The sequence below is a fragment of the Sulfuracidifex metallicus DSM 6482 = JCM 9184 genome, assembly GCA_032834875.1.
GTDB classification, from domain to species: domain Archaea; phylum Thermoproteota; class Thermoprotei_A; order Sulfolobales; family Sulfolobaceae; genus Sulfuracidifex; species Sulfuracidifex metallicus.
In genome coordinates, this window is sequence record CP135238.1 from 939434 (window position 1) to 960469 (window position 21036).

Genomic DNA, 21036 nt, shown 5'->3' on the forward strand with positions numbered 1-21036 from the left:
TTGCGCTGATGTAGGGAGGATTCTCTATATAAAAAGTTTCAATTTTCTCGTTATCTCTCTATGTCAATTTTGTTGAATGTTAACACAAATTGTTCATTCAGAATGAGGGAAAGTTAATCTTTCAAAGGAATAATTTTTTAAACTGATGAAAGTTTCTAGCTTTATGTTTAAAAAGGATTTTATAGTTTTTAGTGCACTTACATTGATTTTTATCTCTACTGTGGCGTTTCTATTCTCTAACACCTCTGAAATATCTGGAAAGAGAGATTTCTATACGGAAGTTTATATGTTTGAGGGTGGGCCCGATCATCAATATCGTGGGCAAATATATTCTGCTCCCTTTAACATTACCTTGCCAGGAGGCGTGATAGTTACCCCTACTTCTTTGGTCGGAAAGAACTTGATACTTTTCACAACAAGTGGGGAGATAGTCAATAATTCCCTTGATATGAACGCTTGTGTAGGAGGAATTTACGCAGTTAACGCAGACTCAGGTAAAATAGTCTGGAGCAAGACTTTCCCAAACATGATAATGACTCAGCCAATAGTTGTTGATGGAATAATAGTTGTGGGATTGGGTAACAATATGTTCGTAAACTCGTCATTCAGAGGACCGGGTTTAAATGAGCTTGTTGCTCTCAACGAACAAGGTAAGATATTATGGACTCATCTTACCAAGGGAGAAGCAATGCCAACACCGGTGTTCTTTGACGGAAATGTAATAACTGCTACGGGAGGAGGATATGTATGTTCCGTCAATCTGATGACAGGGGAAACGGTATGGGTCAGTCAAATTTCATCTTATGTAAGCATGTCTTCTCCTTTGTTGGTTAACGGTCAAGTTATTTTCGGAGGAGCAAGTCCTTACGATTTCTATGACATAAATGCAAGCAACGGTCATGTGATATGGAACGTTACTCTTAACGCCACCGGGGGATTGGACGACTCCTCACCTTCTTTCTATAACGGAATAGTGATAACCGGTTTTACGTACAAGGTAAACAACTATACCTTAGATTATAAGGAGGTCGGAATAAACTTTAACAACGGAGAAATAGTCTGGTGCCTTAATGAAGGTGATGGGGACGTTCCTCCCAACTTGGAGAGTCCTCCAGCAACAGTTGTAAATGGTTTAGCGTTGATATCGTCGCCAGGAACTCCTTATCTTTACGCCGTAAACTACTCAAACGGACACGTGGAATGGAAGGTGAAAACGGGTCCTGACATTGATAACCCCGCAGTTGGAGGAAACTTGCTCTTTATCCTCAATCAGTCAGGATACCTTTATGTTATAAACCTACAAGGTAAAGTCCTAAACGTAGTAAAGACCGACGTGATACCCGGACCTGGCGAGCCTATGTTGACGGAAAGCGGAATAATCATCTGGGGTGTAAACGGAGTAGTAGAATCAATACCGCTAGATAAGGTGATTTAGACGGATGTTAGAAATTTATTTTTAGCATCATTTGTATCACTTTTATCCTCTTTTTTTCTCTTTTCTTTTCTTGCTTTATCCTATTTTTGTCTGTCCTTCCTGTGGTTTGGACTGCAGACGTGACTACAACGCTTCCCTCAACATCCTGAGTAGGGGTCGGAATGACAGTGCCTGTGGAGCTGAGACCTCTACCCTTGGCAAGCCTCGTGAAGCAGGAAGCCCCGTCCTTTAGGGCGGGGGTAGTTCACTCCATGTCTTGGTCTGTTATGCTAAGTCTTAACATTTCTTTTTCATCGTAAATTATCGAAATTATATCTCTTTTCTATATCATCTATATATATTCCTTTATATATATTCCTTCTTTTACTACATTTTACCTTGTTTTCTATTCTATTCTTCGCTTCTTATGACAACTATGATAGAAGAAATTATCAGCGTTGAACCAAGTAACTCCAATGGGGTTGGGATCTCTCCGAAAAGCGGTATAGAAAGTGCTGTGGCAACAACTGGTTCAAGAAGGCCTATAGTTTCTATATGTTGAGGCTTAACCTTTCCTGATGCTACAACTATTGAAGTGTGACCTATCAAAGTAGGTAAAAATATGAGCCCTATTAAAGATAATATCGAGACTAAATCTATCCTTCCAATTCCTTCCAGGAGGAAAAAAGGGAAGGAAAATAGAGCGGAGGTCAAGTAAATCCACGCCGTACTTCCTAGCGGGTCCCTGACAGCGATTTTGCTTAACTTTAACGTATATAATGCAATAGTAAATGCTGAAAATACGGATATCAGATTACCCAATATATCTCCCTCATCTAGGGGGGAGTTAATTAGAACTACGCCTAGGAAACCTATGGTGACTGCAATTAAGTCCCTACGTGTTGTGCTGTATTTACCTAAAAATGAAAGAATTACAACGAAGAAGGGAGACGTAGAAACCAGGACTGTAGCATCTATGATGGTAGTATGATAGACCCCTTCAACGAAGGTAAACATGTGGAGAGATAATAGGCCACCCAACACGAGATATTCCTTTAATTTAAGCTCGTGGACGAACCTTCCCTTAGACAAGATGAATCCAGCTACGGCGAACCTGAGGAAAGTTATAGCTGCGGGCGTAAGTTGGCTTTCCTTTATGAAAATGGAGGCAGTGCCGAATGAGGCACCACCCAAAATTAACAATATGAAGTATTTTAATCGTTCAGTGTTCAGCTTTCAACACCCAGCCTTGTTGTGTTATGTCTCGGGATATATGTGGGCATTGAACAGTAAATTTACAGGATCAGATTTTATGACTTCCTCTTTTTTACTTTTCACTGTAGCATCTTTTAAAAGTAGGAAAAAAGCCACTTCTAAAGTTAGACCTCTGGAAACGGGAGAGGAAAGAGAGTCTAGGTTATCACTAGGTTATCAAAGGAGAAATCGGTTCTGAGTTAAGGGTAAGAAAAGTTAATGAAAACATCTAGCAAAGAAAAATGAAAATGGAATAATCATATTTTAATAAAGTATCTTGAAGGAGAGATATTTTCATTATGAAAGCTGAAAAGTTCTTCTAAGCGATGAAGTCAGCACATATACATTGAAAGAGTTTCTCTTCCTTTTTCAAAGAAATTTTAATTATCCCTTGAGTTGAGATCCTACCAAGAGAACAACCCCGAAATAGACAAAAATGAATATGTAATCATTATAATGGCATAAATTAATGGTAATGCATTAGAAAAAACTGAGGATATTGTGGCAACTAAAATCGCAGTTTATATAGTCTCATTCTGGCGAATATTAATTTGATCCTTTCTTTTTGATACTCGTCTAAACTCATCCCAGTTATTGTAAATCCTACCAATCTCAGAAGTATTTTGATGGTGAAGCTAAAAATCCCACGTTAATCCAACTATTGCCCACCCATAGATGATAATGAAAATACGATTTCAACATCATCCAAGGAAACGTGGTTTGATTGAACTATTGCGTGTATTTCGGGAGTGATGGAGTAAACCACTCTAGCAAAGAGCAAAAAGATATAGTCATTAGATAAATTTTAGCAGCATAGTTGTTTTGTATAAAGAAATTCGTATATGAAATATTTAACGTTAAACTATAGCTAGGCTAAGGCGTAGTTTTCATGGTCGCTTAATTGAAAAATATTTTATATTATAAAATTGTGAGGAGGAAAAGTGGGAAAACTGTTAAGTCTTAAGACGTTCTAAATCATTATCATGACCATTTCTTCTACCGGTATTGAGTAAACAGTGGCGTCAATTACATTATCGGTTTCAAGCACCTCTTTTAACGCCTCGTTTCCCATTGCTACCTTTTTTCCATATATTAGGCAAAAGTCTACCTTTCCGTCATCAATGAAGATCTTCACCACGTTTTCGTTAATCCTAGTTTTCAGTAATTTTTTACCTCCCATTGACATTACCTTCTCTATTACATCCTTCAGTTTTCCGTTCAATTTAAGAGTAAAGAACGGAGTCTGGTATATACTTCTGTTCCTGAACTTTTCCATGTATGGGAAAAAGTGATCCTTGATTATATGTTCCTCCATATCATCTATGTCTTTAAAGGTTACCTTTAGTTCCTGGGGCAATTCCACGTCTACTGTTAGTAGTGTATCCTCATCTGAATCCATGGTAAATCTTATGTGACCTAAATGATCATTTACGACTAGCCTATACTCAATGTAGTCTTGTCCGATTTCAGGTCCTTCCAAGTATCCCTTTACCACGTCGATTTCCTCGTTCTCTGGCACTATGAAACCTATTAAATACTTACCAGGGAAATCGTTCACCCTTCCTACGTGAACTAACTTTCCTGACTCCCTATCGTATGCCATGAGAACCATAAAGTGTCCCAAAACTCCTGATAACCTGATCACGTCGGTTAAAAGCTCCTCCACTGCGCATCGCGTTAAGCCAGTGGAAAAGCTATACGTGTAGGTCATTTCTATATCAAATTGAAACTCGTCAATATTCTATTTAACCTTTTCTATTAATAGATATGGAAACGAGTTAATATAGATTGTTAAATAGTAGCTTGACTTATATAGTTATATTTATATAAAGAAAATTTATACCCTCCCTCTCTTTCTATTCATTGTTTTATCTCAAACGTTTCCAATCTCTCTAGAAGCTGTATGAGAAATTTCAGCAAGTTTTCTTTGTCATTGAAATCCCTCAAGATATCCTCAGCTAGGCTCTTGTAAATTGTCATTCCCTCTTCAAATACCTTAACTCCGTCGTCGGTTATCTTTACTGTGATTATCCTCCTATCGTCGCTTGAACGTCCTCTGCAAACCAGTTTCATTTCCTCTAATCTGTCCACAGCAGCTGTAATTGCGGATTGCGTCACAAAGAACCTCTTGGCTAACTTAGCCATTGTAGTTTCGCCTTCCATTGTAGCCTTCAATATGAGAAAATCAAGGTAAGTGATATTTAACGAACCTAATCTTCTGTTAAGCTCTCTCTGAAATGCTCTGTGTATTTTTGCTATGGAACTCATCAAGGTTATGTCGACGTTGTTGCTTACGTTCACAATAACACTTAACTGTTGAAGTTATTAACTCTGAGGTCATAAATAGAACTTCAACAGATAGTATATCGGTTTCATTAGAAAAGAATTCAAATTAATTAAAGTTATAAACGAGAGGGGTATAGTGGCATTATATATACTTTATTGTTCCTTGCTTAATGGAAGAACTGAGATGTCTTATTATATATAAAGATTTCTACTAATTCCAAAAAGAATTAATTCGTATTCAGTTGTTTTTCATTGATGATTAAAGCAGTTTCCATAATGACGTTACTTTTAATTCCGTTGCTTCTGACCACTGGTTACTCTTACGATCCTAGATATATTATCGTTGAGTCACCCGAGGTAGTTTCCCTTTCATTCGCTTCAAATGACAGCGGTTACGGTTGCTTGGTGCTTGGAAATCATACCTTACTTAGAATGAAACCTAACTCGTCTTCTTTAATTCTTCTAAATAAGGGAAATTACACATTTCTCTCAAACGATAGCAAATATAATCTCTCTTATAAGGAGTTTAAACCCTCGGGAGCCCTTTTCGACATACCGCCAAAGCACGAGATAATTCAACAGCTTCTTCCTTATTCCAAGGGATCTCCTTTCAATTTCACAATAAGGATAGTAGGAAATAGTACCTTTAGCTCCTATTTATATAATTATTCACTCTTAATTTCAATTTCCCACAACAGAACTTGGGTTCAAAACCAGACACATCTTAATCCGGGAAATTACGAAGTGATTGTCCAGAACCTTAACAATTACTCAGAGGAAGTTTGCGTCAGCTATTCGATTTCGCCTTTCTACGTGAACCCTTACATTTTCACTTCGAGTTCCATGCCAATTGGATTAGCCTCGTACGGGATACTTAATCAATCAGGCAACGTCACTACGTATGAAATAAACACTACATCTCTTTTAGGTTACCTTAACATAACTTACGTGTCTGCACTAAATCAATCACAAAGATTAGTTGATCCGTCCTCCGTCTCTTTTCAGCTTAACGGCGTAGTGATCAAAGACGATCAGGACTACTTCGTGCAAGACGTTCTGGTGCTCTATACAGAAAATGAGTCATATTACCTTTCAGCAGATGTATTCAACCTGACTAATGGGGAGGATCAGTTGATATACACTAACTCAACAAACGTAAGACAGTATGTACTTCCTTTGGAATCATACATAATCATGAACGTTTCCCAGGAGGGAGATGACTCAATGCTGAAGTTCGGCTTCATTAACCTAACCTCAGGAAAGTTCATTTGGTTCTCAAACTATGACTTGGGAAATGGAAAGGGATTCTTCTCAGTTAACGGTAACAAGTACACACCTGGTAACATGACGAATCCAGGCGTGTTTTATGACGCTGAACTGGTAATAGGCGGAGGAGGAGATGGAGAAACCACAACAATGACAAAGTATAGTGGATGGATAGCTCTGCTTTATTTGAACGGGAGCAGGTACTCAGCATTTCCAAGCTACTATTCGTTCGGGGAAGATACCAAAGAGGCGGTTTCAAACATCTATGTAGTGTATCTAGGATACGGCGAAGCCTATACATATGAAGGCGAAGCACATTTGACATATCTGCATCCTAAGGGAGTTTCATTTCCCCTGCCAAATCTGTTTCACGTCGAGAAATTAAACGTGACATCCTTCCCCGAGACTAGCACCTTAGTGAGGGGAGACATCAACGTCAGGGAAGCCTTAGCTATTGTGGCTATATTAGCGATTTCCCTTTCGCTTTTAGTATATCTATGGAGAAGGAAGTGAAACTGGTTTTTATAATTATTCCAAATCTAAGTTTTAATATTATGGAAAGTGATAAAGATGTACATGGACAAGAAACTTGTAGAAGGATTCTTAGTGGCTCTAGTCGTAGTCTTGGCATTGGCAATAGCTCTCCCCATAGTACATCCCGTGAAGGTTACTCAACCCACCTATAAGGTAATTGAGGGGGAGCTAACGCCTAACTACTCAAGTCACGGAGTTTATCTTAATTTACAGTTCGTCAACTTCACCAAAGTTTCTCAAGCTTGCATAAAGGTCAATGGATCAGTTTATCATAACTCGTCGCCAGTTTCAGTACTTCCTGGAAACGGCAAGGTAGTAGTGTGCACGACCTTTAACGTAGAATTAATTAACGGTAAGTACTATACAGTAATCTTAAATCTTAACGACGGAGAGATTTTGTCTTACAGTGTTAAGTATGTAGATTGACACATGAATAATGATAAAAAGAAAATATATGTATATATACACATACTTCTACATTTTCAAATTCTACTCCCCCGAGATCATTTCCTCAGCCTTAGCGTGAATTTCCTTAGCTAATGAGACTACGCGGCTTGCTACATCCTTTACGTTTTCCTCCTTTATCATATTCTTCCTCTTCTCATCTAGGTAAATGTATCCATCCTTCAGTTCAATGTCGAAAGAGCCTGAAAGTCCAGTGTGCATTATGTAGTTTCTCAAATCCAGAAAGTCCGGATACTCTTCCCTTAACACTTTCCTAACAGCTCTTCTGCAAGTCATATAAACGCTCTTCTTGTCTCCCTCAATGAACTGAAGCTTACCGTAACCCCTCTTAGCCATGCAATACACTATGGGTAATTCTCTACCAAGGGAAATGGCCTTGTCGTAATATCCTGCCCTCATATATTGGGAAATTAGCCACTCCACCTTCTTTACGTCATCACCTTCAGGCATTCCCAGAGAGGAAATAACTTGCCTTATTAACGGATCGTTGGAGTTCTTCAAGTTCTCCAGCTCCTTTATGGCAAGAAATGATATTCCATTTCTAAAGTACCAGAGTGCTTGCCTGAGCTCAGGATATAAGTTTCCCAGCAGCCTGTCGTCCATGAGCTTTATTGCGGTTATGACGTTCTTAAACGTTAAGTCAAACTCTTTTAAAGTTTCGTGATCTAGGATGAATACCTTGGATTCTAACATAAAGGATAGGCTCATCATGAGTGCAGAAAGCTTTCCGTTATCTGGGATCACGATAATTGCTGGTGCCTGTACCTCGTTGTAGATTTCCCTCAAGTCAGGCTTTAAACAACCCTCTATAGAATCGTCAACGCAGATTATCTTCTTTATGTTAAAACATCTAGAGAATATCTCGGGTACTGATTCGTTAATCTGGTAACCGTTACAAGTCAATTTCACCTTCCTTTCGTCAGGACTGTAGACTAGAGTGTACATCTATGATGAATTTCTAGACACGGCATAAAAATAAAACGTGAAATTTATTCTTGTCGAGAAATCCGCTTACCACTGGTAACGCTTGTGCTAATTTTATATGTCATCCTCTACGTTTTTAAAACTGGAATTCCAACATTAATCATGCATGAATGGTCTGTTGCAGATGGAATTGTAAGGACTGTATCGACATGGGCTAGGGAAAACAACTTCTCGGAAATAACGATGGTGAAGGTTGGTATTCCCTCATTTACCTTTCTGGAAGTCGACATTCTAAAGGAAGCCTTTAACGAGATAAAGAAGGGGACTCCGCTGAATAACTCAACCCTGGAAGTTGAATTTCTTTCCGCCTCGTTTAAGTGCAGGAATTGCGGTAATTCTTTCTCTGAGGATCAGGTCAGGGAACAGCTAGACTCTATTAGGTCGGAGTTCGGGGAGGAATATCCTCTACATCTAATGCCGGCTCTATCTCCATCCTTTTTATCTTGTCTAAGGTGTGGATCCCACGACTTAGTCGTGGAAGTCCAAGACATAATGGTAAAGGAAGTTGAGGTGAAGGGTCATGGAACCATTAAGACAGTTAGCTGAAGATAAACTAAAGGGCAGAAAAGTTATTGCAGTAATGAGTGCAAAGGGAGGAGTTGGAAAGAGCGTTATATCATCTCTCTTAGCTTTGTCCATAGGTAAGGGAACCCTATTAATAGACATGGACGTTCATACCATGGCAACTGCTAAACTGTTCGGGTTTAATTCCATGCACAACGTAGGTAAAGGAGGGCTTGAGCCATTCTCCGTGGGTGGAATAGGCTTGATTAGTCTAAGTGGAGTAGTCAAGGACAATTACGTACTCCTTCCCGGGAACAATGTAGGAAAGGTGATGGAGTCCCTCGTAGCTTACGTGAACATGGAAGGTTTCAAAACTGTAGTCTTCGACTTACCTCCAGGTCTAGGGGAAGAGTTGCTTACATTGGAGAGACTCACAGGGAACCGTTTTACCTCCTTGATAGTTACAACGCCTTCAAAGGTTTCCATTAAAGTTGTTGAGTACCTTGTTAGGTACTTGAAGGAAAGGAGAGTTAACGGTTTTTTAGTAGTTAACATGTCCTATTTTAATTGTGGTAAGATCGTGAGACCCTTCGGAGGGATAGATGAAGCTAAGTCCCTCAGTGAGAGGTATGGCATTCCGTTGTTTGAGATGCCAATAGATCCTTCTATAGAGGAATTTGTGGGCAAAGTTCAAGATTATCGTGGTGACTTAAAGAAAAGTTTAGAGAAAATTGCAACCTCACTCTGATCTATAAATACTTTATATTTAAAATACAGCGTTCTAATAACTATACATGGAAAGGAGCCAATTATTAGGAGCAGTGGTCGTATTTCTGATCTCAGCTGGAATATTTTTAGTCTATCAAGTTAACGCCAGTCAGAAAGATCTTCAGAGTCAGAATGACACAATCTTTCTCAGCTCACCTATGTCACTCTCTCTAAGTAGAGAATATTATTTAAGTACGTATAACGCAACGCTGAAACTCTTCAAAGAATGTCCTTACTCTAATGTATATTTCGTGGAAAGCGATAACTTGCTTGCATCAATAGCTATAAAATATCTAGGCCTTTCGTATCCTGTTAAACAAAACATAGCAAATAACTTAACATTAAGTCCCTACCTTGTGCTTCTAGGAATTCATAATTTTTCGTGGAATTTTCGCGGGGCTACTGTGGTTAAGCTATATAAAAGCGTATACGAAACTTCGTTTATTAATAGTTCGAATCCAGAAATAGCATGGTATGAATATGCGGACTTATCTTTTCTATATTCCATATATTTAATGGAAAATCATTATAAAAACGCAACTAATGTTTTCGCTACTACAATGAAAGATTTCTGGGACGGTCATGGAATGGTGGATGAAGCCTTTCATGGCTATTATTCTTCGTATAAGGTTGCCCTCGGGATCATAGCGTGGAAATATATGTACAATTACAACAGAAGTTTTGCCATGGGTTTTCTTAAAGACGTTGAGTCAATGTATTCCATAGCGTCACACCTACAGTCTCCAGACGGAGGATTTTATACGTGCTATACATATGAAAACGGGACCGTGATACCTTACGGTAACGTAAATACGGAAACGACTTCCCTCTTCGTCATAGCTTTCCAGATGTATCCTCAAGTGTTGAAGTCCTGATTTTTACAAACATCTTACTTATTTAATTCTCTATTATTATGTCCTTTTTGTTCTTTTCCCCTTCTTTCTCTTACTTCTTTCTGTATTTTGCAGAGGTGCTCTTTTATTCATCATGATCTATGAAATCTTGTTTTCACGTGATCTCATCCTTGAGTTGGAAGTCCAAAGATGAAGCTATCTCGTCTACGTGTTCTTTCCTTGATGCCTTAGGAATTGGGAATGACCTCATTGAAACGTAGTTCAGGGCTATCTGAGCGGGGGTTTTTCCATACTTCTTAGCTAAGCCTAAAAGCCTCTGATCCCTCAAAATCCTACCCTGAGCCAAGGGTGAATAAGCGATTACCTTAATTCCCTTACTTTCACAGTAAGGAATAACGTCCCTTTCAGGCTCCAAATGAAGAGGATTGTACTCAATTTCGTTGGCTTCAATTTTAGCTAGCTTTAACGCTTCCTCAAGCAGATCCACCGAGAAGTTACTAACTCCTATACACTTCACAATTCCTTCCTGCATCAAGTCCTTCATTGCACCTACAGTTTCCTGTAAAGGCACCTCAGGATTGGGCCAGTGTATCATATATAGATCAATGTACTCTCTTTTTAGACGCTTCAGACTCTCGTGAGCTGATCTCTTCACTTGTTCATACCTTAAGTGTGAAGGCCATACTTTTGTTATGATTACAACGTCCTCCGATCTTCCTACTGCTTCTCCTACCAGTTCCTCAGAGTGCCCACCTCCGTACATCTCTGCCGTATCTATCAGGGTAATTCCTTTTTCTATTGCATACTTTATAATTTCCAAGTTTTCCTTATCTCTTGACTTGTCAGGAGTCCAGAAACCTCCTCCAATTTTCCACGTTCCCAGACCGATACGGCTTACCTTCTTACCGCAGATTTCCATGAAGATTATATTTGTTCACTCAACTTTTAAGCATATTATCAATTTTTTAACTTTTATATTCACATTCTTACTTTGATTTAATGCTATAGTTCTAAGATATATCTCATGTATCAAGGAAAAATAGGAAGGAGTTCAGTTTTCACTAGGTTAACATACATAGTTTTTCCAAGCTTTTTAAAAAGAGAAAATAAAAAATAGCTATAATAATATCTGTTGACACTATTTTAAGAACAAAATCAAATTACCTTGCCTAACACGTAACACGGAATGCCCAACTTTTCAAAACTTTCGAAGAATTTTTGAACCTCTCTTTCACGTCCTATGGTAATTGCGTTGAATTCTCCGGCTAAAGGGTTTTTCATTGCGTTCAACATTTCCTTTGCTATTGGGTAAGCTTTAACTTGTTCGACCTTAATCTTCCTTCCTATCTCCTCTTCAACTGTCTTTATACCGTTCAATCCCATTCCGCTAATGACCTCTGTAAGAACTTCTTCCTGGGAGAGCTCTTGATAAATTCTCTCTGCTCTGTTTAGGACTTCTTCCTTTTTTTCTATATCATCTGAGGTAAGGCTCATTCCTCTCATAATTTTGAGGTTGCATTTAACCAAGTATCCTAAACCACCGAAATAGTTCACCATCCCAACTATCATTCCGCTCTCAACCTTCAAGCGTTTCCTTGGCTTTCCATACGCAAAGGCAAAAGAGGACATATAGCCCTCCATGTAGTCATATTCTATTTGATCTGCCTTGGGTATCAACGGATTCATCGTCCTAGCTCTCAGAAGTTTGCTATGGTCTCTTCTTCGTTCGGCATCTAAAATTCCTGGGCTCTCAACGTTACCACAACCATCGTAAACACGAACCTCTCTTACTTGTCTCACAAGGGGGAAAAAGGTGACTTTATCTCCACGTTCATGCTCATCGTAAAAAGAAGTAGCTATTAACTTAACCCTTTCGCCACAAGGCGCCAAGGTTTGGTTTAATGAACAAGTTGTGAAGGCAATAGGGTAAACTAATCTCAGCAAATCATCTAGCATTTAACCTTTTCACCTCCTCATCTAGCAATGGGCATTTGTGAAACACTTTGATTCCGGAGATCTTACAGTCCACCGCAAGTCCATATACTTCTCCCTCGGAGTTGTAACTTAATATAGCCTTACATCCGTTTGAGGTAGTAACTGTGGGGAACCATTCAAGGAGAGACCTTCCTAAGACTTTGTTGATGTTTTCATCGTCACAGTTAGTCATGTTCATCAATATAGCTAAATGTAAAGGTTCACTGTAGCACAGAGAAAACGGAGATATGTTGTTCTTTTCAAGGAAAGCTTGTAAGGAGTTTAGGAAACCTTTCAACTCCTCCTTATCACCCTTATATTTCCATTCCTCCTTTAGCCTTTCAGCTACCTTGTCTCTGATGTAATCTTTGTCAATCAAGAGGTAAGCTATAACTAACCCGCGAGGGGTCACCTTAAATCCTCTTTCCTCCTTGATTATCAAACCTAAGGCGGAGAACCTCACCAAGATTCTCCATATAGAGGCAGGAGGTATATTGGTAATTTTAGATATTTTATATGCTGAACATAGGATCATCTGAATGAATATTCCTAGGACTTCCAGATCCCTCCTATTGAAGTGAGGAACCATCATTATAGAATAGTTTAATCTTTAGTTTAAAAATATTTTGATTTATTTTATTAAGCTTTCTTAATTAGATCATTTAATTGCACTTTCTAACGGTAGGGCTCAGATATTCCTTGTGTTTAAAAAGAGAAAAGTATTAAAAAAATTTCCTTAAAATTTAGCTTTTATGGTTTTCTTTAGCTATCCTCTCCATCCGAATGCTCCTATTGGAACTGGCTGTGTCGAGGTGAGCTGGAACGGAGTCATGGGAGCTAGTTGGTACGCAGCTTGTCCGACAAAAAGGACGTCTGCTCTCGTCAAGTAGCCTGCAACTAGGGCAATCAAGGCAATCGCCAACATCAGGTACTTAACCTTGTTGGATAGATCGTTGGTAGTTTTTACCGAGGACGAAAACCTAACGTAATACGGTACGGTCAATATTCCAGAAACTCCCAAGGTAACGAAGGTCAGACCAATGTCGAATGCGAAGGACGAAGATGTAATTAGAAGATTGTAAGCTACCTCATCGAATACGTTAATGAAGTTCACCGTAGCTAGGAATAAGAACCAACTTGCTAAGACCGAAATGGAAGAAAAAGCCAAGAGCTTAGTAGTTATTATCCTAGCCCTTCCACCTTCCTCTCCTTTTGTGAAGAAAGCTAAAATGTAAGATACCGCAGCACCTACAAATATGCCATCTCCTAAGTAAAGCAGCGGAAGTGCTCCGTTATTCCAGAATGGAACTCCGGTTGTTGCGGCAAGCTCGAAGCCGCTGTAAACCGTGGAGAATATGCCTGACAGTAGACCCAGTATAGCAACAGTATTCTTCAATGTGTTGACTCTTATTCCTAATACTTTGTCATTGGTGAAGAACAAGTTCAGAACCATGAAAACGAAGGAGAACAGAAGCAATCCACCTACAAATATTATACCTCTCGCCATCCACGAGTGAAGGAAGTTCAAGATAGCTGAAAAAGGCGAGTAAAATCCCGCAGTAGGTCTTCCCAGATCCATGTCGAAGAAAAGCAGGGCAAGGATAGCGGAAGCGAATACGGCTACCGAACCTTTTCTTGACATGGAGGAATATCCCTTTAATTGGAACACCGCAATTATTGCCATAAGCATTCCTGCAAGTTCGGTGAAGTATAACGCTAGAGCTACATAGGTTCCCCATAGTGGATATTGATTTATTTCCAACAATGGAGCTTGAACCCCAAATGGAGTCCCTGGAGCCGAAGTAGTGAATAGTCCCATCGCTATCTCCAGTTTCTTTCCTTTTTTGCTTAAAATAAGTCTTCACTCCGCGAGATCGAAATTACTAGTTATACATATTTCTATTACTCATAACATTCACGGCGGTGTATAGAACTTGGAAACGTTTAGGTTTATAAGCCAAGAATTTTTTAGGAAATATCTAATGGAAGAAGAAAAAGATAGCCAACAGTTTCAAGATGATGAATTGAAACTTGAGAGAGGGGAGGAGCTTTTTGAACAAGGCAAACTGGAGGAAGCCTTGTCGGAGGTTAAGGACGTAAAAACTTTGGGTGGTTTTATGCTCAGATTTCAGATACTCGAAAAGCTGGGAAGGGACGAGGAGGCAGACCATGAGATAAGGCAAGCATCACAAATCTACCCTTATAATTATTATCTTCATTACCTTCTAGCTAACAAGGAGAAGAGTGAGGGAAACTTTCAGACAGCGTTGCAGGAGATAGACCAAGCATTATCCTTGTTACCGATCAACACCGAGTTTCTCACTCTAAAGGCAGAAATATTATTTCAGCTTGAAATGTATGAGGATGTGATTATGGTCACCAACGAGATTATCAAGAACAGACCAGACGATGTAAACGTCAGAACCATGAGGATACTCTCCTACTATAACGTTGGAGCATTCTATGACGCTTTGATGGAAGTAAACAAAGCTTTGGAGTACTCTAAAGACGGTTACCTTCATTTCCTTAAGGGAACAGTTTACTATCACTTGCGTTATTATACGTTAGCTCTAGATGAGTTAAGGATTGCGATCCACATGGATGAAGACCCGGAGTACATTTATTGGGCCTCCCTTTGTTTGTACTTCCTTAAAAGGTTCCAGGAAGCCACAGAGTACGTGGATAGAGCCCTTAAAAAGAAAGAGAAACCCGTCTATTTAGCACTGAAAGCTAGAATTTTGAGGGAAATGAACGATTATAAAGCAAAGGAATTTGCACGTAAAGCAGTGGAGATGGACCCTTCCCTGAGGAAAGACCTACAGGATATTATTAAGTGAACTGCCTATCCTCATGTACTGGGCATTCAAGCTAGCACGGAAAGGGACTTTTGTCCCATGAACCTCGTTATGTTGAATTAAAATATTTCTAATTAGTGATATCGCTTTGCCGAAGAGATTCCTTATATAATGAGAAATAGTTAACTAATTCTCGACGTAAAATGGGAAGTCTAAAGCTCACCAGGAGAGACTTTCTAAAGATCTCTGGTGTGGCTGCAATAGGCGCAACTATAGCTTGGAAGGGAAGAGCAATAGAAAAGCTCTTTGATCCTAAGCCAGATCCATATACTCTCAACTATCCCAATGACGAGATAGTTTACTCAAACTGTTTCCAATGCTTAGGAAGATGCTCACTGGAGATTGTAAGGACACCTTCTGGATATCCAAGGTTCATAACGGGAACCATAGGATGGCATATAAACGACGGAGGAGTATGTCCTAGAGGAGCATCAGACGTTTTCTATTATTTCTCCCCTGCAAGGTTGAGGTATCCCATGATCAGAGCTGGAAATAGAGGAGAGGGTAAATGGTTAGCTGTAGATTACGATACAGCTTACGACGTTATAATCAACGGAGCACAAGCTAAGTCATGGAGCAAAATAGGGTTGAACCCCAATGACTTGGGCATTGGTGGCTTTCCAGGTCTGTTGGAGATTAAGAGTACGAACCCGCACTCCTTCGCCTTCTGGCAGGGAAGGGACCAGCTTATACCAGGGGAGACGGCAGGTTTCTTCGCGGGTAACTTTGGGACGGCAAACTCGGCTGCTCATGGAGGATTCTGCTCTATGGACGTTTACACTGCTGGCGTTTACGTTACTGGTGCTCCAGTATGGGAATACGCTGGCCCTGATCAAGAGAGAGCTCAATACTTCATACTTTCAGGGCTTGCTGGAGATCACTTCCCCAACTGGATGAGGAGGATAATAGCCCAAATAAGAGAGAATGGAGGCAAGGTTGTAACCATAGCTCCGGAGAGATATGGCTTCTATTCAGTATCCGATGAGCACTTGTTTGTTAATCCAGCAGGGGACGGAGCACTGATAATGGGTATGATAAGGTCCTTGGTTGACTTTCACTACTACGTATATAAAGCCTCTAAGGGGAAGGTCCTGAATCCAGTAACTTTACAACAAGTATCTGTCGCGTTAGATCCTAGCAGTGGAAATTTAGTGATGCAGACCGTCACCCCTCAGGGCAACGTAGTCCAATTGTCTAATCTGGGTAACATACCTAATTCCGCGGTTTTCCCTCACATAGACGAGGAGTTTCTAAGGTATTATACGAACTTATCTTGGTTGGTGATCCTGAATCCCAACCCCCAGGAAGGTGATCCCCTAGATCCCAACGACCCAAACGCGGGAAACAACGTTGGTCTTCATGTTAGAGCAAGTGTTAATAACCCTCAGTATAGCAAGAACCATCCGTGGCTTGAGGCAGTTCTTGGCAACGATGGAAACGTTTACTCTTACGTTGACGTTCCGTGGTCAAAGGGAGTTGAGCCCATAATAACTCTTGACGAGCTTCCCTCAACTTCGTCCATAACCTTAGTTTCCTACAAGCTAAAGGATGGTTCTACCACTAAGGTACCTGCTATCCAAGTTACGGTACCGTCATCACCAAACGGTTCGAACATTACCCTAACTGTTACAACCGCATTTGAGTTGTTGAGGGCTGAGTTAATGAATTATGATCCTTACACTCCATACACTGAGCCAGCTCAGTACGGTGTGATAAATTGTGCAAACGTAAGTGGGATACCACATAACACCATAGTTAGAATAGCCAATGAAGCTGCTACAGTAGCCTTCCAGAAGTCAATAGAGGAGCCTGTTAAATGGATAGATTACTTAGGAAGGTATCACGAGAGCGTTACAGGAAGGCCAGTCTCGATCTATTTCATGAGAGGTATAGCAGGTCATTCCAACGGGTTCATGACTGCCGCGTCGTACTACTATTTGGTCCTCATGTTGGGCGCATGGGATAATCCCGGTGCGGATCTTTACAAGTATCCGTATCCGCATTATTTCCCAGGCGTAGCTGTACCTCCACATCCACTGGCAAACACACCTTCAATAGATCAAGAGATAGCTAGTTCGATTTCCTCTTCGTTGTCAGTGCCCAAAGGGAGGACTGGCTTTTTGAAGAGAGAGTACATTTACAATGATGGCACAGTTAACGTGGCAGACGTTAAGGTCGTTCCCGCTGGACCGTATGGTTATCCAGACGGTCCTGACGACCTAGTAATTTATAAGACCGGAAGGCCTCTTCTGGTGGATAGAGGTTACAGCTGGGAACTACCTTTGTCAACGCAGAGATCAATATCGGCTGTAGCATATACTACATACTATATGAACAAGTATCAAGGCATAATCCCCTACAAGATTCAGGGAATGATGTGGTATATAACTGCACCTTACTGGAACAACGCCTATACCCTCACGGACCTTCTACAGAAAGTTACTGAAAAGGACTCCAATGGTAACTACGTGATTCCGTTTACCATACAAGTAGACTTGTTCATGCAGGAGACTGACAACGTTGTAGACATATTGATACCTGATAGAACATTCATGGAGATATATGGTTTTCATTCCACGTTCGATAGACCAACTAGCCTTCCTCAAGGACCGTCAGACTCCCTCAACTGGCCTGCATTGCCAGCTCTCTATCCCGTTCTTTCAGCAGGTAGCTTCTTCTTAACTTTACTTTGGCTATTGAGGAGTTACCCAAAACAAGGGAATAACGTAGATCCAATCAAATGTCCTCATTATACTACGCAGGACCCAGTGACTGGACTACCGCTCGTGAGCCCCATTGACCTTCATGACCCAATCACCGGTCAACAGATTTACACCGCAGGCCAGCCAGGTTATATATCCTCTGGAATGTTCATCCTAAAGCAGGGCATACTTCTAGCAGGTTACGGAGATAATTTCCAGTATATATTCAAAAACGAAAAAGATCAGGAAGTTCCTAACCCGCAACAGCTTAAGCTCTATGCTTCCTTCGTTCCTGACGGCGTAAGCCAGAGCAGTGTAATAAACCAGATCCTAAGCAACGTACCTTCAGGCAAGCTTTTCTCGACCTCTACCACCTACAAGATAGCCGCAGATTCTAGATCCACCGGAGTCGAGCACTACTTTAGAATTCCGGTTCAGTTCCAGCCCACACTACAGTCTATGTTAGAGAAGATTATTAACACGTACGCATCTGGACAGATGAGTTTGGACGACATAAACCCCGGAGTAGTTAAGGTAGGAAAAGGAGGAGCATCCTATGTCCTTCCACCGTCCCTCAGGTACATGAGGAATGTTAACATGCTCTACTTCCTTGGTTGGGGGGCCTACATGCCTGGTGGATATGGAACAATAGGTTTGCCTTACCTTCACAAGATATATCTGGAATATCTGCAGAAGTTCCGTCTTGCAGCCGCCGGGAAGTGGACGGGGTATAACTCAGCTTACTATTATTACTACCTTCACACCAAGAATCCAAGTTTCTTGGTTAAGTCAGTGGTGCCCAACGATAGCTACGGTAAGGCATTATCAAAGAACATTTCAGACTACTTCAAACCATTTGGAGGTTACTATCCTCCAGTTGCATGGGAATCCAACTTGACTCCAGACGGAATAAAGGAGCAGGAATATCCCTTGACCTTCTTCGTGAGAAGACACGACAGGACCTATCATACTTGGTCCTACAACATACCGTGGCTTATGGCAATGATGCCCTACAGTCCAGTCATGTTGAGCAGTGCCGATCCTTATGTGAAACAGTTCAACCTACAGTCTGGAGACTTCGTACAATTTGAAGCCGTAAACGAGCCTTGGAGCGGAGGACTTAGAACAATGATAGATGCAATAGTGTTCCTAGATAACGCCACAAGGCCTGGTGCTGCGTGGGTAATAGTTAGCAATCAAGCTTTGCCAGGATTCAGGGGACAGACAAAAGACTCACCTCAGGTTAAATATAGCGTGTTGAATAACTGGGCTAACATATCCTACATGCCACCTTCAAGAGGAGGACAGCTTTCGCCTACGGTCGATAACGCCTTTCCCATCATGCATTTAGACCCAATAACCGGGCAGACCTCGTGGCATGACAGCCGTATTAAAATACTTGGAAAGAGTACATCATCTACCGTTCAAGTATCAGCAAACAGATTTGTTTATATGGGCAATGATTACTCTAATCAGGACGTGCTAGCTATAATTACCTCTCAGATGAACAACCAGATTTCGGTTAGTAATACACCTTCCACTCCTACTTTTGCTGAGGGAGTAGATGTCCCGCATCTCAGATTCGATGTAAACAATATTCAAGGTACATCAATCTGGTCTTACGTTCAGCCCTCTTCTCTAGCTGCCAATAATTTTGGGCTAGGCAGCTATACCGTGAGATATGGTTTCGCATCTGAACAAAGGTGATTCACATGTCAGGAAAACCCTTAACTCTAGATATATACCAAGGCGGAGTTCAAAACGCTCTGCCTTTCACTCCAAATGCAAACTATGCAATAATAACCGACCTGAATAAGTGCTTCGGTTGTGGAGGCTGTCAGATGTCATGTAAGGAATGGAATACGTCAGGAATGTTCGGTCCTCTCCCAGACCTTAATCCTTACGGCGATCTGGACGTTATGTTCTGGCTTAGGGTCCTTTACGTGGAGGTAGGAACTTATCCCCAGACCAAAGTTTACAACATACCTATAAACTGTTATCACTGTATGGATGCACCTTGCGTTGTTGTTTGTCCAGTGGGTGCAACCTTCAAGAGGAAGGAAGACGGAATAGTGCTTGTCGACTATGAGGAGTGTATAGGCACTAAGTACTGCATATATGCTTGTCCTTACGGGAACAGATTCTTCGATTATCTGCAGGGCGTAACCAAGAAGTGTACTCATTGCTTTGACAGGATATACGACCCCAACCTACCGCCAGAGGAAAGAATACCAGCGTGTATACATGGTTGCATGGTTCAGGCTAGGATTTGGGCAAACAGACTTGACCCCACGGATCCCGGTAACATACTTTTCCAAGATAAGGGAGGTTTCGTGATGGGACCTGAGACCGGAGCAAATCCAGCTAGCGGTTATTTACCCTGGCATAGCGACTACGCCTCCAATGATGACGTGGAGCTGTTGGATCAGTCTCAATATTTTAACGTATGGACAGCCAATGGGACGGTGCAACTTGGTGCTCAAGGGAACAATTCCACTTCTACAGAAGGTAATAACTCCACATATACCGAAGGTAACGGTAACAATGGGGGATGAGGAAAATGATGTCACTTATAGATAGATCTCTCCTTTACGAGTTCTACTCCGACCTCTTCATATATAAATGGGACGAGGAGGAGTACTCATCCTTTGTCCAGAGGGTAAAGGATGTAGACTCAACATACACTAATCTTCGTCCTTTAACATCTAAGATATTGAATGCCTCCAGGAAGGATCTTCTAGTGGAGTACTCAAGCCTTTTCCTAACAGGGACAGGATCTAGACCCCTTACTCCTGTGGAGAGTAAGAGAATTTTTTCAATTATGGGTGAGAAGATTGCTCTCTCCAAGTATAAGGACTTACTTTCCTTTTACGATTCATGGGGACTTAAACCAAAGTCTGTAGGTAACTTCTTCCAGCCCGAGGCGGATCATATATCCTCCATCCTCGCCTTCATGGCTTTCCTTATTTCTAAGGAGAATGAGACTACAGCTGAAGGAAGGAAGCCTTTAAGGAGTATGTCTGATCAGAAACTCTTCTTCTTCAATCATGTGTTGAGCTGGATTCCCTCCTGGGCTAACGACGTTATTAAGGACAAGAGGTCCAACTTATTCGGTGTAGCTTGTTCGTCCCTTAATCAATGGATAGAGCAGGAGAAGATACGTCTGGGGTTATAAC

Annotated in this window: 18 protein-coding genes and 1 pseudogene; 11 read left to right on the top strand and 8 right to left on the bottom strand. The window is 40.9% G+C overall.

Annotated elements, in window-relative coordinates; translation table 11 throughout:
• Window positions 1-163 precede the first annotated feature (163 nt).
• Together RQ359_RS05475 and RQ359_RS05480 are read left to right on the top strand one after the other, a co-directional pair.
• A complete protein-coding gene (locus tag RQ359_RS05475) occupies window positions 164-1435 on the top strand; it encodes an outer membrane protein assembly factor BamB family protein (protein WP_156017559.1) in 1272 nt (423 codons plus the stop codon).
• Window positions 1436-1517: 82 nt separating this feature from the next.
• Window positions 1518-1668 (top strand): annotated as a pseudogene (locus tag RQ359_RS05480) (RNA-guided endonuclease InsQ/TnpB family protein); the annotation flags it as partial.
• 157 nt (window positions 1669-1825) lie between these two features.
• Here RQ359_RS05480 and RQ359_RS05485 read toward each other — a convergent pair.
• The 3 genes from RQ359_RS05485 to RQ359_RS05495 form a co-directional block, all read right to left on the bottom strand.
• Window positions 1826-2617 carry a DMT family transporter gene (locus RQ359_RS05485; RefSeq protein ID WP_240900195.1) on the bottom strand — a complete coding sequence of 264 codons (792 nt, stop codon included), beginning with the start codon at window positions 2615-2617 and terminating at the stop codon, window positions 1826-1828.
• A 1021-nt stretch (window positions 2618-3638) separates the two neighbouring features.
• The gene (locus tag RQ359_RS05490; RefSeq protein ID WP_054838598.1) at window positions 3639-4379 is read right to left on the bottom strand and encodes a hypothetical protein; all 741 of its coding nucleotides are present in this window, start codon (window positions 4377-4379) and stop codon (window positions 3639-3641) included.
• A gap of 149 nt (window positions 4380-4528) precedes the next feature.
• Window positions 4529-4969, bottom strand: a complete 441-nt coding sequence (locus RQ359_RS05495) for a MarR family winged helix-turn-helix transcriptional regulator (protein WP_256202020.1) — start codon at window positions 4967-4969, stop codon at window positions 4529-4531.
• A 240-nt stretch (window positions 4970-5209) separates the two neighbouring features.
• On the opposite strand from RQ359_RS05495, the gene RQ359_RS05500 reads away from it, so the two are divergent.
• On the top strand, window positions 5210-6733 hold the full coding sequence (locus RQ359_RS05500) for a thermopsin family protease (RefSeq protein WP_156017556.1): 1524 nt from the start codon (window positions 5210-5212) through the stop codon (window positions 6731-6733).
• Window positions 6734-6796: 63 nt separating this feature from the next.
• Window positions 6797-7180, top strand: a complete 384-nt coding sequence (locus RQ359_RS05505; RefSeq protein ID WP_156017553.1) for a hypothetical protein — start codon at window positions 6797-6799, stop codon at window positions 7178-7180.
• Window positions 7181-7243: 63 nt separating this feature from the next.
• Here RQ359_RS05505 and RQ359_RS05510 read toward each other — a convergent pair whose 3' ends face one another.
• A complete protein-coding gene (locus RQ359_RS05510) occupies window positions 7244-8164 on the bottom strand; it encodes a hypothetical protein (RefSeq protein ID WP_054838602.1) in 921 nt (306 codons plus the stop codon).
• A 141-nt stretch (window positions 8165-8305) separates the two neighbouring features.
• Between RQ359_RS05510 and RQ359_RS05515 the strand changes: the two genes are divergently transcribed.
• The 3 genes from RQ359_RS05515 to RQ359_RS05525 are packed head-to-tail and all read left to right on the top strand — an operon-like array spanning window position 8306 to window position 10350.
• Window positions 8306-8749, top strand: coding sequence for a hydrogenase maturation nickel metallochaperone HypA/HybF (locus RQ359_RS05515; protein WP_054838603.1), 444 nt, complete (start codon window positions 8306-8308; stop codon window positions 8747-8749).
• Window positions 8724-9455 (top strand): P-loop NTPase, encoded by a 732-nt coding sequence (locus RQ359_RS05520; RefSeq protein ID WP_054838604.1) that lies wholly within the window; start codon window positions 8724-8726, stop codon window positions 9453-9455. Before RQ359_RS05515 ends, RQ359_RS05520 begins: the two co-directional genes overlap by 26 nt.
• Window positions 9456-9501: 46 nt before the next feature.
• Window positions 9502-10350 carry a hypothetical protein gene (locus RQ359_RS05525; protein WP_054838605.1) on the top strand — a complete coding sequence of 283 codons (849 nt, stop codon included), beginning with the start codon at window positions 9502-9504 and terminating at the stop codon, window positions 10348-10350.
• A 133-nt stretch (window positions 10351-10483) separates the two neighbouring features.
• On the opposite strand, the gene RQ359_RS05530 is transcribed toward RQ359_RS05525, so the two are convergent.
• The 4 genes from RQ359_RS05530 to nrfD form a co-directional block, all read right to left on the bottom strand.
• Window positions 10484-11248 carry an aldo/keto reductase gene (locus tag RQ359_RS05530; RefSeq protein WP_054838606.1) on the bottom strand — a complete coding sequence of 255 codons (765 nt, stop codon included), beginning with the start codon at window positions 11246-11248 and terminating at the stop codon, window positions 10484-10486.
• 236 nt (window positions 11249-11484) lie between these two features.
• Window positions 11485-12285, bottom strand: coding sequence for a hypothetical protein (locus RQ359_RS05535; RefSeq protein WP_156017550.1), 801 nt, complete (start codon window positions 12283-12285; stop codon window positions 11485-11487).
• Window positions 12275-12895, bottom strand: coding sequence for a hypothetical protein (locus tag RQ359_RS05540; protein WP_054838609.1), 621 nt, complete (start codon window positions 12893-12895; stop codon window positions 12275-12277). The genes RQ359_RS05535 and RQ359_RS05540 overlap by 11 nt, the downstream gene beginning before the upstream one ends.
• 174 nt (window positions 12896-13069) lie before the next feature.
• Entirely contained in the window at window positions 13070-14122 is a 1053-nt protein-coding gene (gene nrfD / locus RQ359_RS05545; protein WP_054838610.1) for an NrfD/PsrC family molybdoenzyme membrane anchor subunit, read from the bottom strand.
• Between the two features lie 163 nt (window positions 14123-14285).
• Between nrfD and RQ359_RS05550 the strand changes: the two genes are divergently transcribed.
• From RQ359_RS05550 to RQ359_RS05565, 4 genes are all read left to right on the top strand, one after another.
• Window positions 14286-15140: a tetratricopeptide repeat protein gene (locus RQ359_RS05550; RefSeq protein ID WP_054838611.1), complete on the top strand. Its 855-nt coding sequence runs from the start codon at window positions 14286-14288 to the stop codon at window positions 15138-15140.
• Between the two features lie 161 nt (window positions 15141-15301).
• Entirely contained in the window at window positions 15302-19567 is a 4266-nt protein-coding gene (locus tag RQ359_RS05555; protein WP_156017547.1) for a molybdopterin-dependent oxidoreductase, read from the top strand.
• Between the two features lie 5 nt (window positions 19568-19572).
• Window positions 19573-20415, top strand: coding sequence for a 4Fe-4S dicluster domain-containing protein (locus RQ359_RS05560; protein WP_156017544.1), 843 nt, complete (start codon window positions 19573-19575; stop codon window positions 20413-20415).
• A gap of 5 nt (window positions 20416-20420) precedes the next feature.
• Entirely contained in the window at window positions 20421-21035 is a 615-nt protein-coding gene (locus tag RQ359_RS05565) for a TorD/DmsD family molecular chaperone (protein WP_054838618.1), read from the top strand.
• Window position 21036: the final 1 nt, after the last annotated feature.

Bases quoted from the DNA above. Each gene is read 5' to 3' on its own strand.
- RQ359_RS05540 (WP_054838609.1), bottom strand. From the start codon at position 12,895: ATGATGGTTCCTCACTTCAATAGGAGGGATCTGGAAGTCCTAGGAATA.
- RQ359_RS05530 (WP_054838606.1), bottom strand. From the start codon at position 11,248: ATGGAAATCTGCGGTAAGAAGGTAAGCCGTATCGGTCTGGGAACGTGG.
- RQ359_RS05565 (WP_054838618.1), top strand. From the start codon at position 20,421: ATGATGTCACTTATAGATAGATCTCTCCTTTACGAGTTCTACTCCGAC.
- RQ359_RS05535 (WP_156017550.1), bottom strand. From the start codon at position 12,285: ATGCTAGATGATTTGCTGAGATTAGTTTACCCTATTGCCTTCACAACT.
- RQ359_RS05515 (WP_054838603.1), top strand. From the start codon at position 8,306: ATGCATGAATGGTCTGTTGCAGATGGAATTGTAAGGACTGTATCGACA.
- RQ359_RS05505 (WP_156017553.1), top strand. From the start codon at position 6,797: ATGGACAAGAAACTTGTAGAAGGATTCTTAGTGGCTCTAGTCGTAGTC.
- RQ359_RS05490 (WP_054838598.1), bottom strand. From the start codon at position 4,379: ATGACCTACACGTATAGCTTTTCCACTGGCTTAACGCGATGCGCAGTG.
- RQ359_RS05525 (WP_054838605.1), top strand. From the start codon at position 9,502: ATGGAAAGGAGCCAATTATTAGGAGCAGTGGTCGTATTTCTGATCTCA.
- RQ359_RS05510 (WP_054838602.1), bottom strand. From the start codon at position 8,164: ATGTACACTCTAGTCTACAGTCCTGACGAAAGGAAGGTGAAATTGACT.
- RQ359_RS05520 (WP_054838604.1), top strand. From the start codon at position 8,724: ATGGAACCATTAAGACAGTTAGCTGAAGATAAACTAAAGGGCAGAAAA.
- RQ359_RS05560 (WP_156017544.1), top strand. From the start codon at position 19,573: ATGTCAGGAAAACCCTTAACTCTAGATATATACCAAGGCGGAGTTCAA.
- RQ359_RS05555 (WP_156017547.1), top strand. From the start codon at position 15,302: ATGGGAAGTCTAAAGCTCACCAGGAGAGACTTTCTAAAGATCTCTGGT.
- RQ359_RS05500 (WP_156017556.1), top strand. From the start codon at position 5,210: ATGATTAAAGCAGTTTCCATAATGACGTTACTTTTAATTCCGTTGCTT.
- RQ359_RS05550 (WP_054838611.1), top strand. From the start codon at position 14,286: ATGGAAGAAGAAAAAGATAGCCAACAGTTTCAAGATGATGAATTGAAA.
- RQ359_RS05475 (WP_156017559.1), top strand. From the start codon at position 164: ATGTTTAAAAAGGATTTTATAGTTTTTAGTGCACTTACATTGATTTTT.
- nrfD (WP_054838610.1), bottom strand. From the start codon at position 14,122: ATGGGACTATTCACTACTTCGGCTCCAGGGACTCCATTTGGGGTTCAA.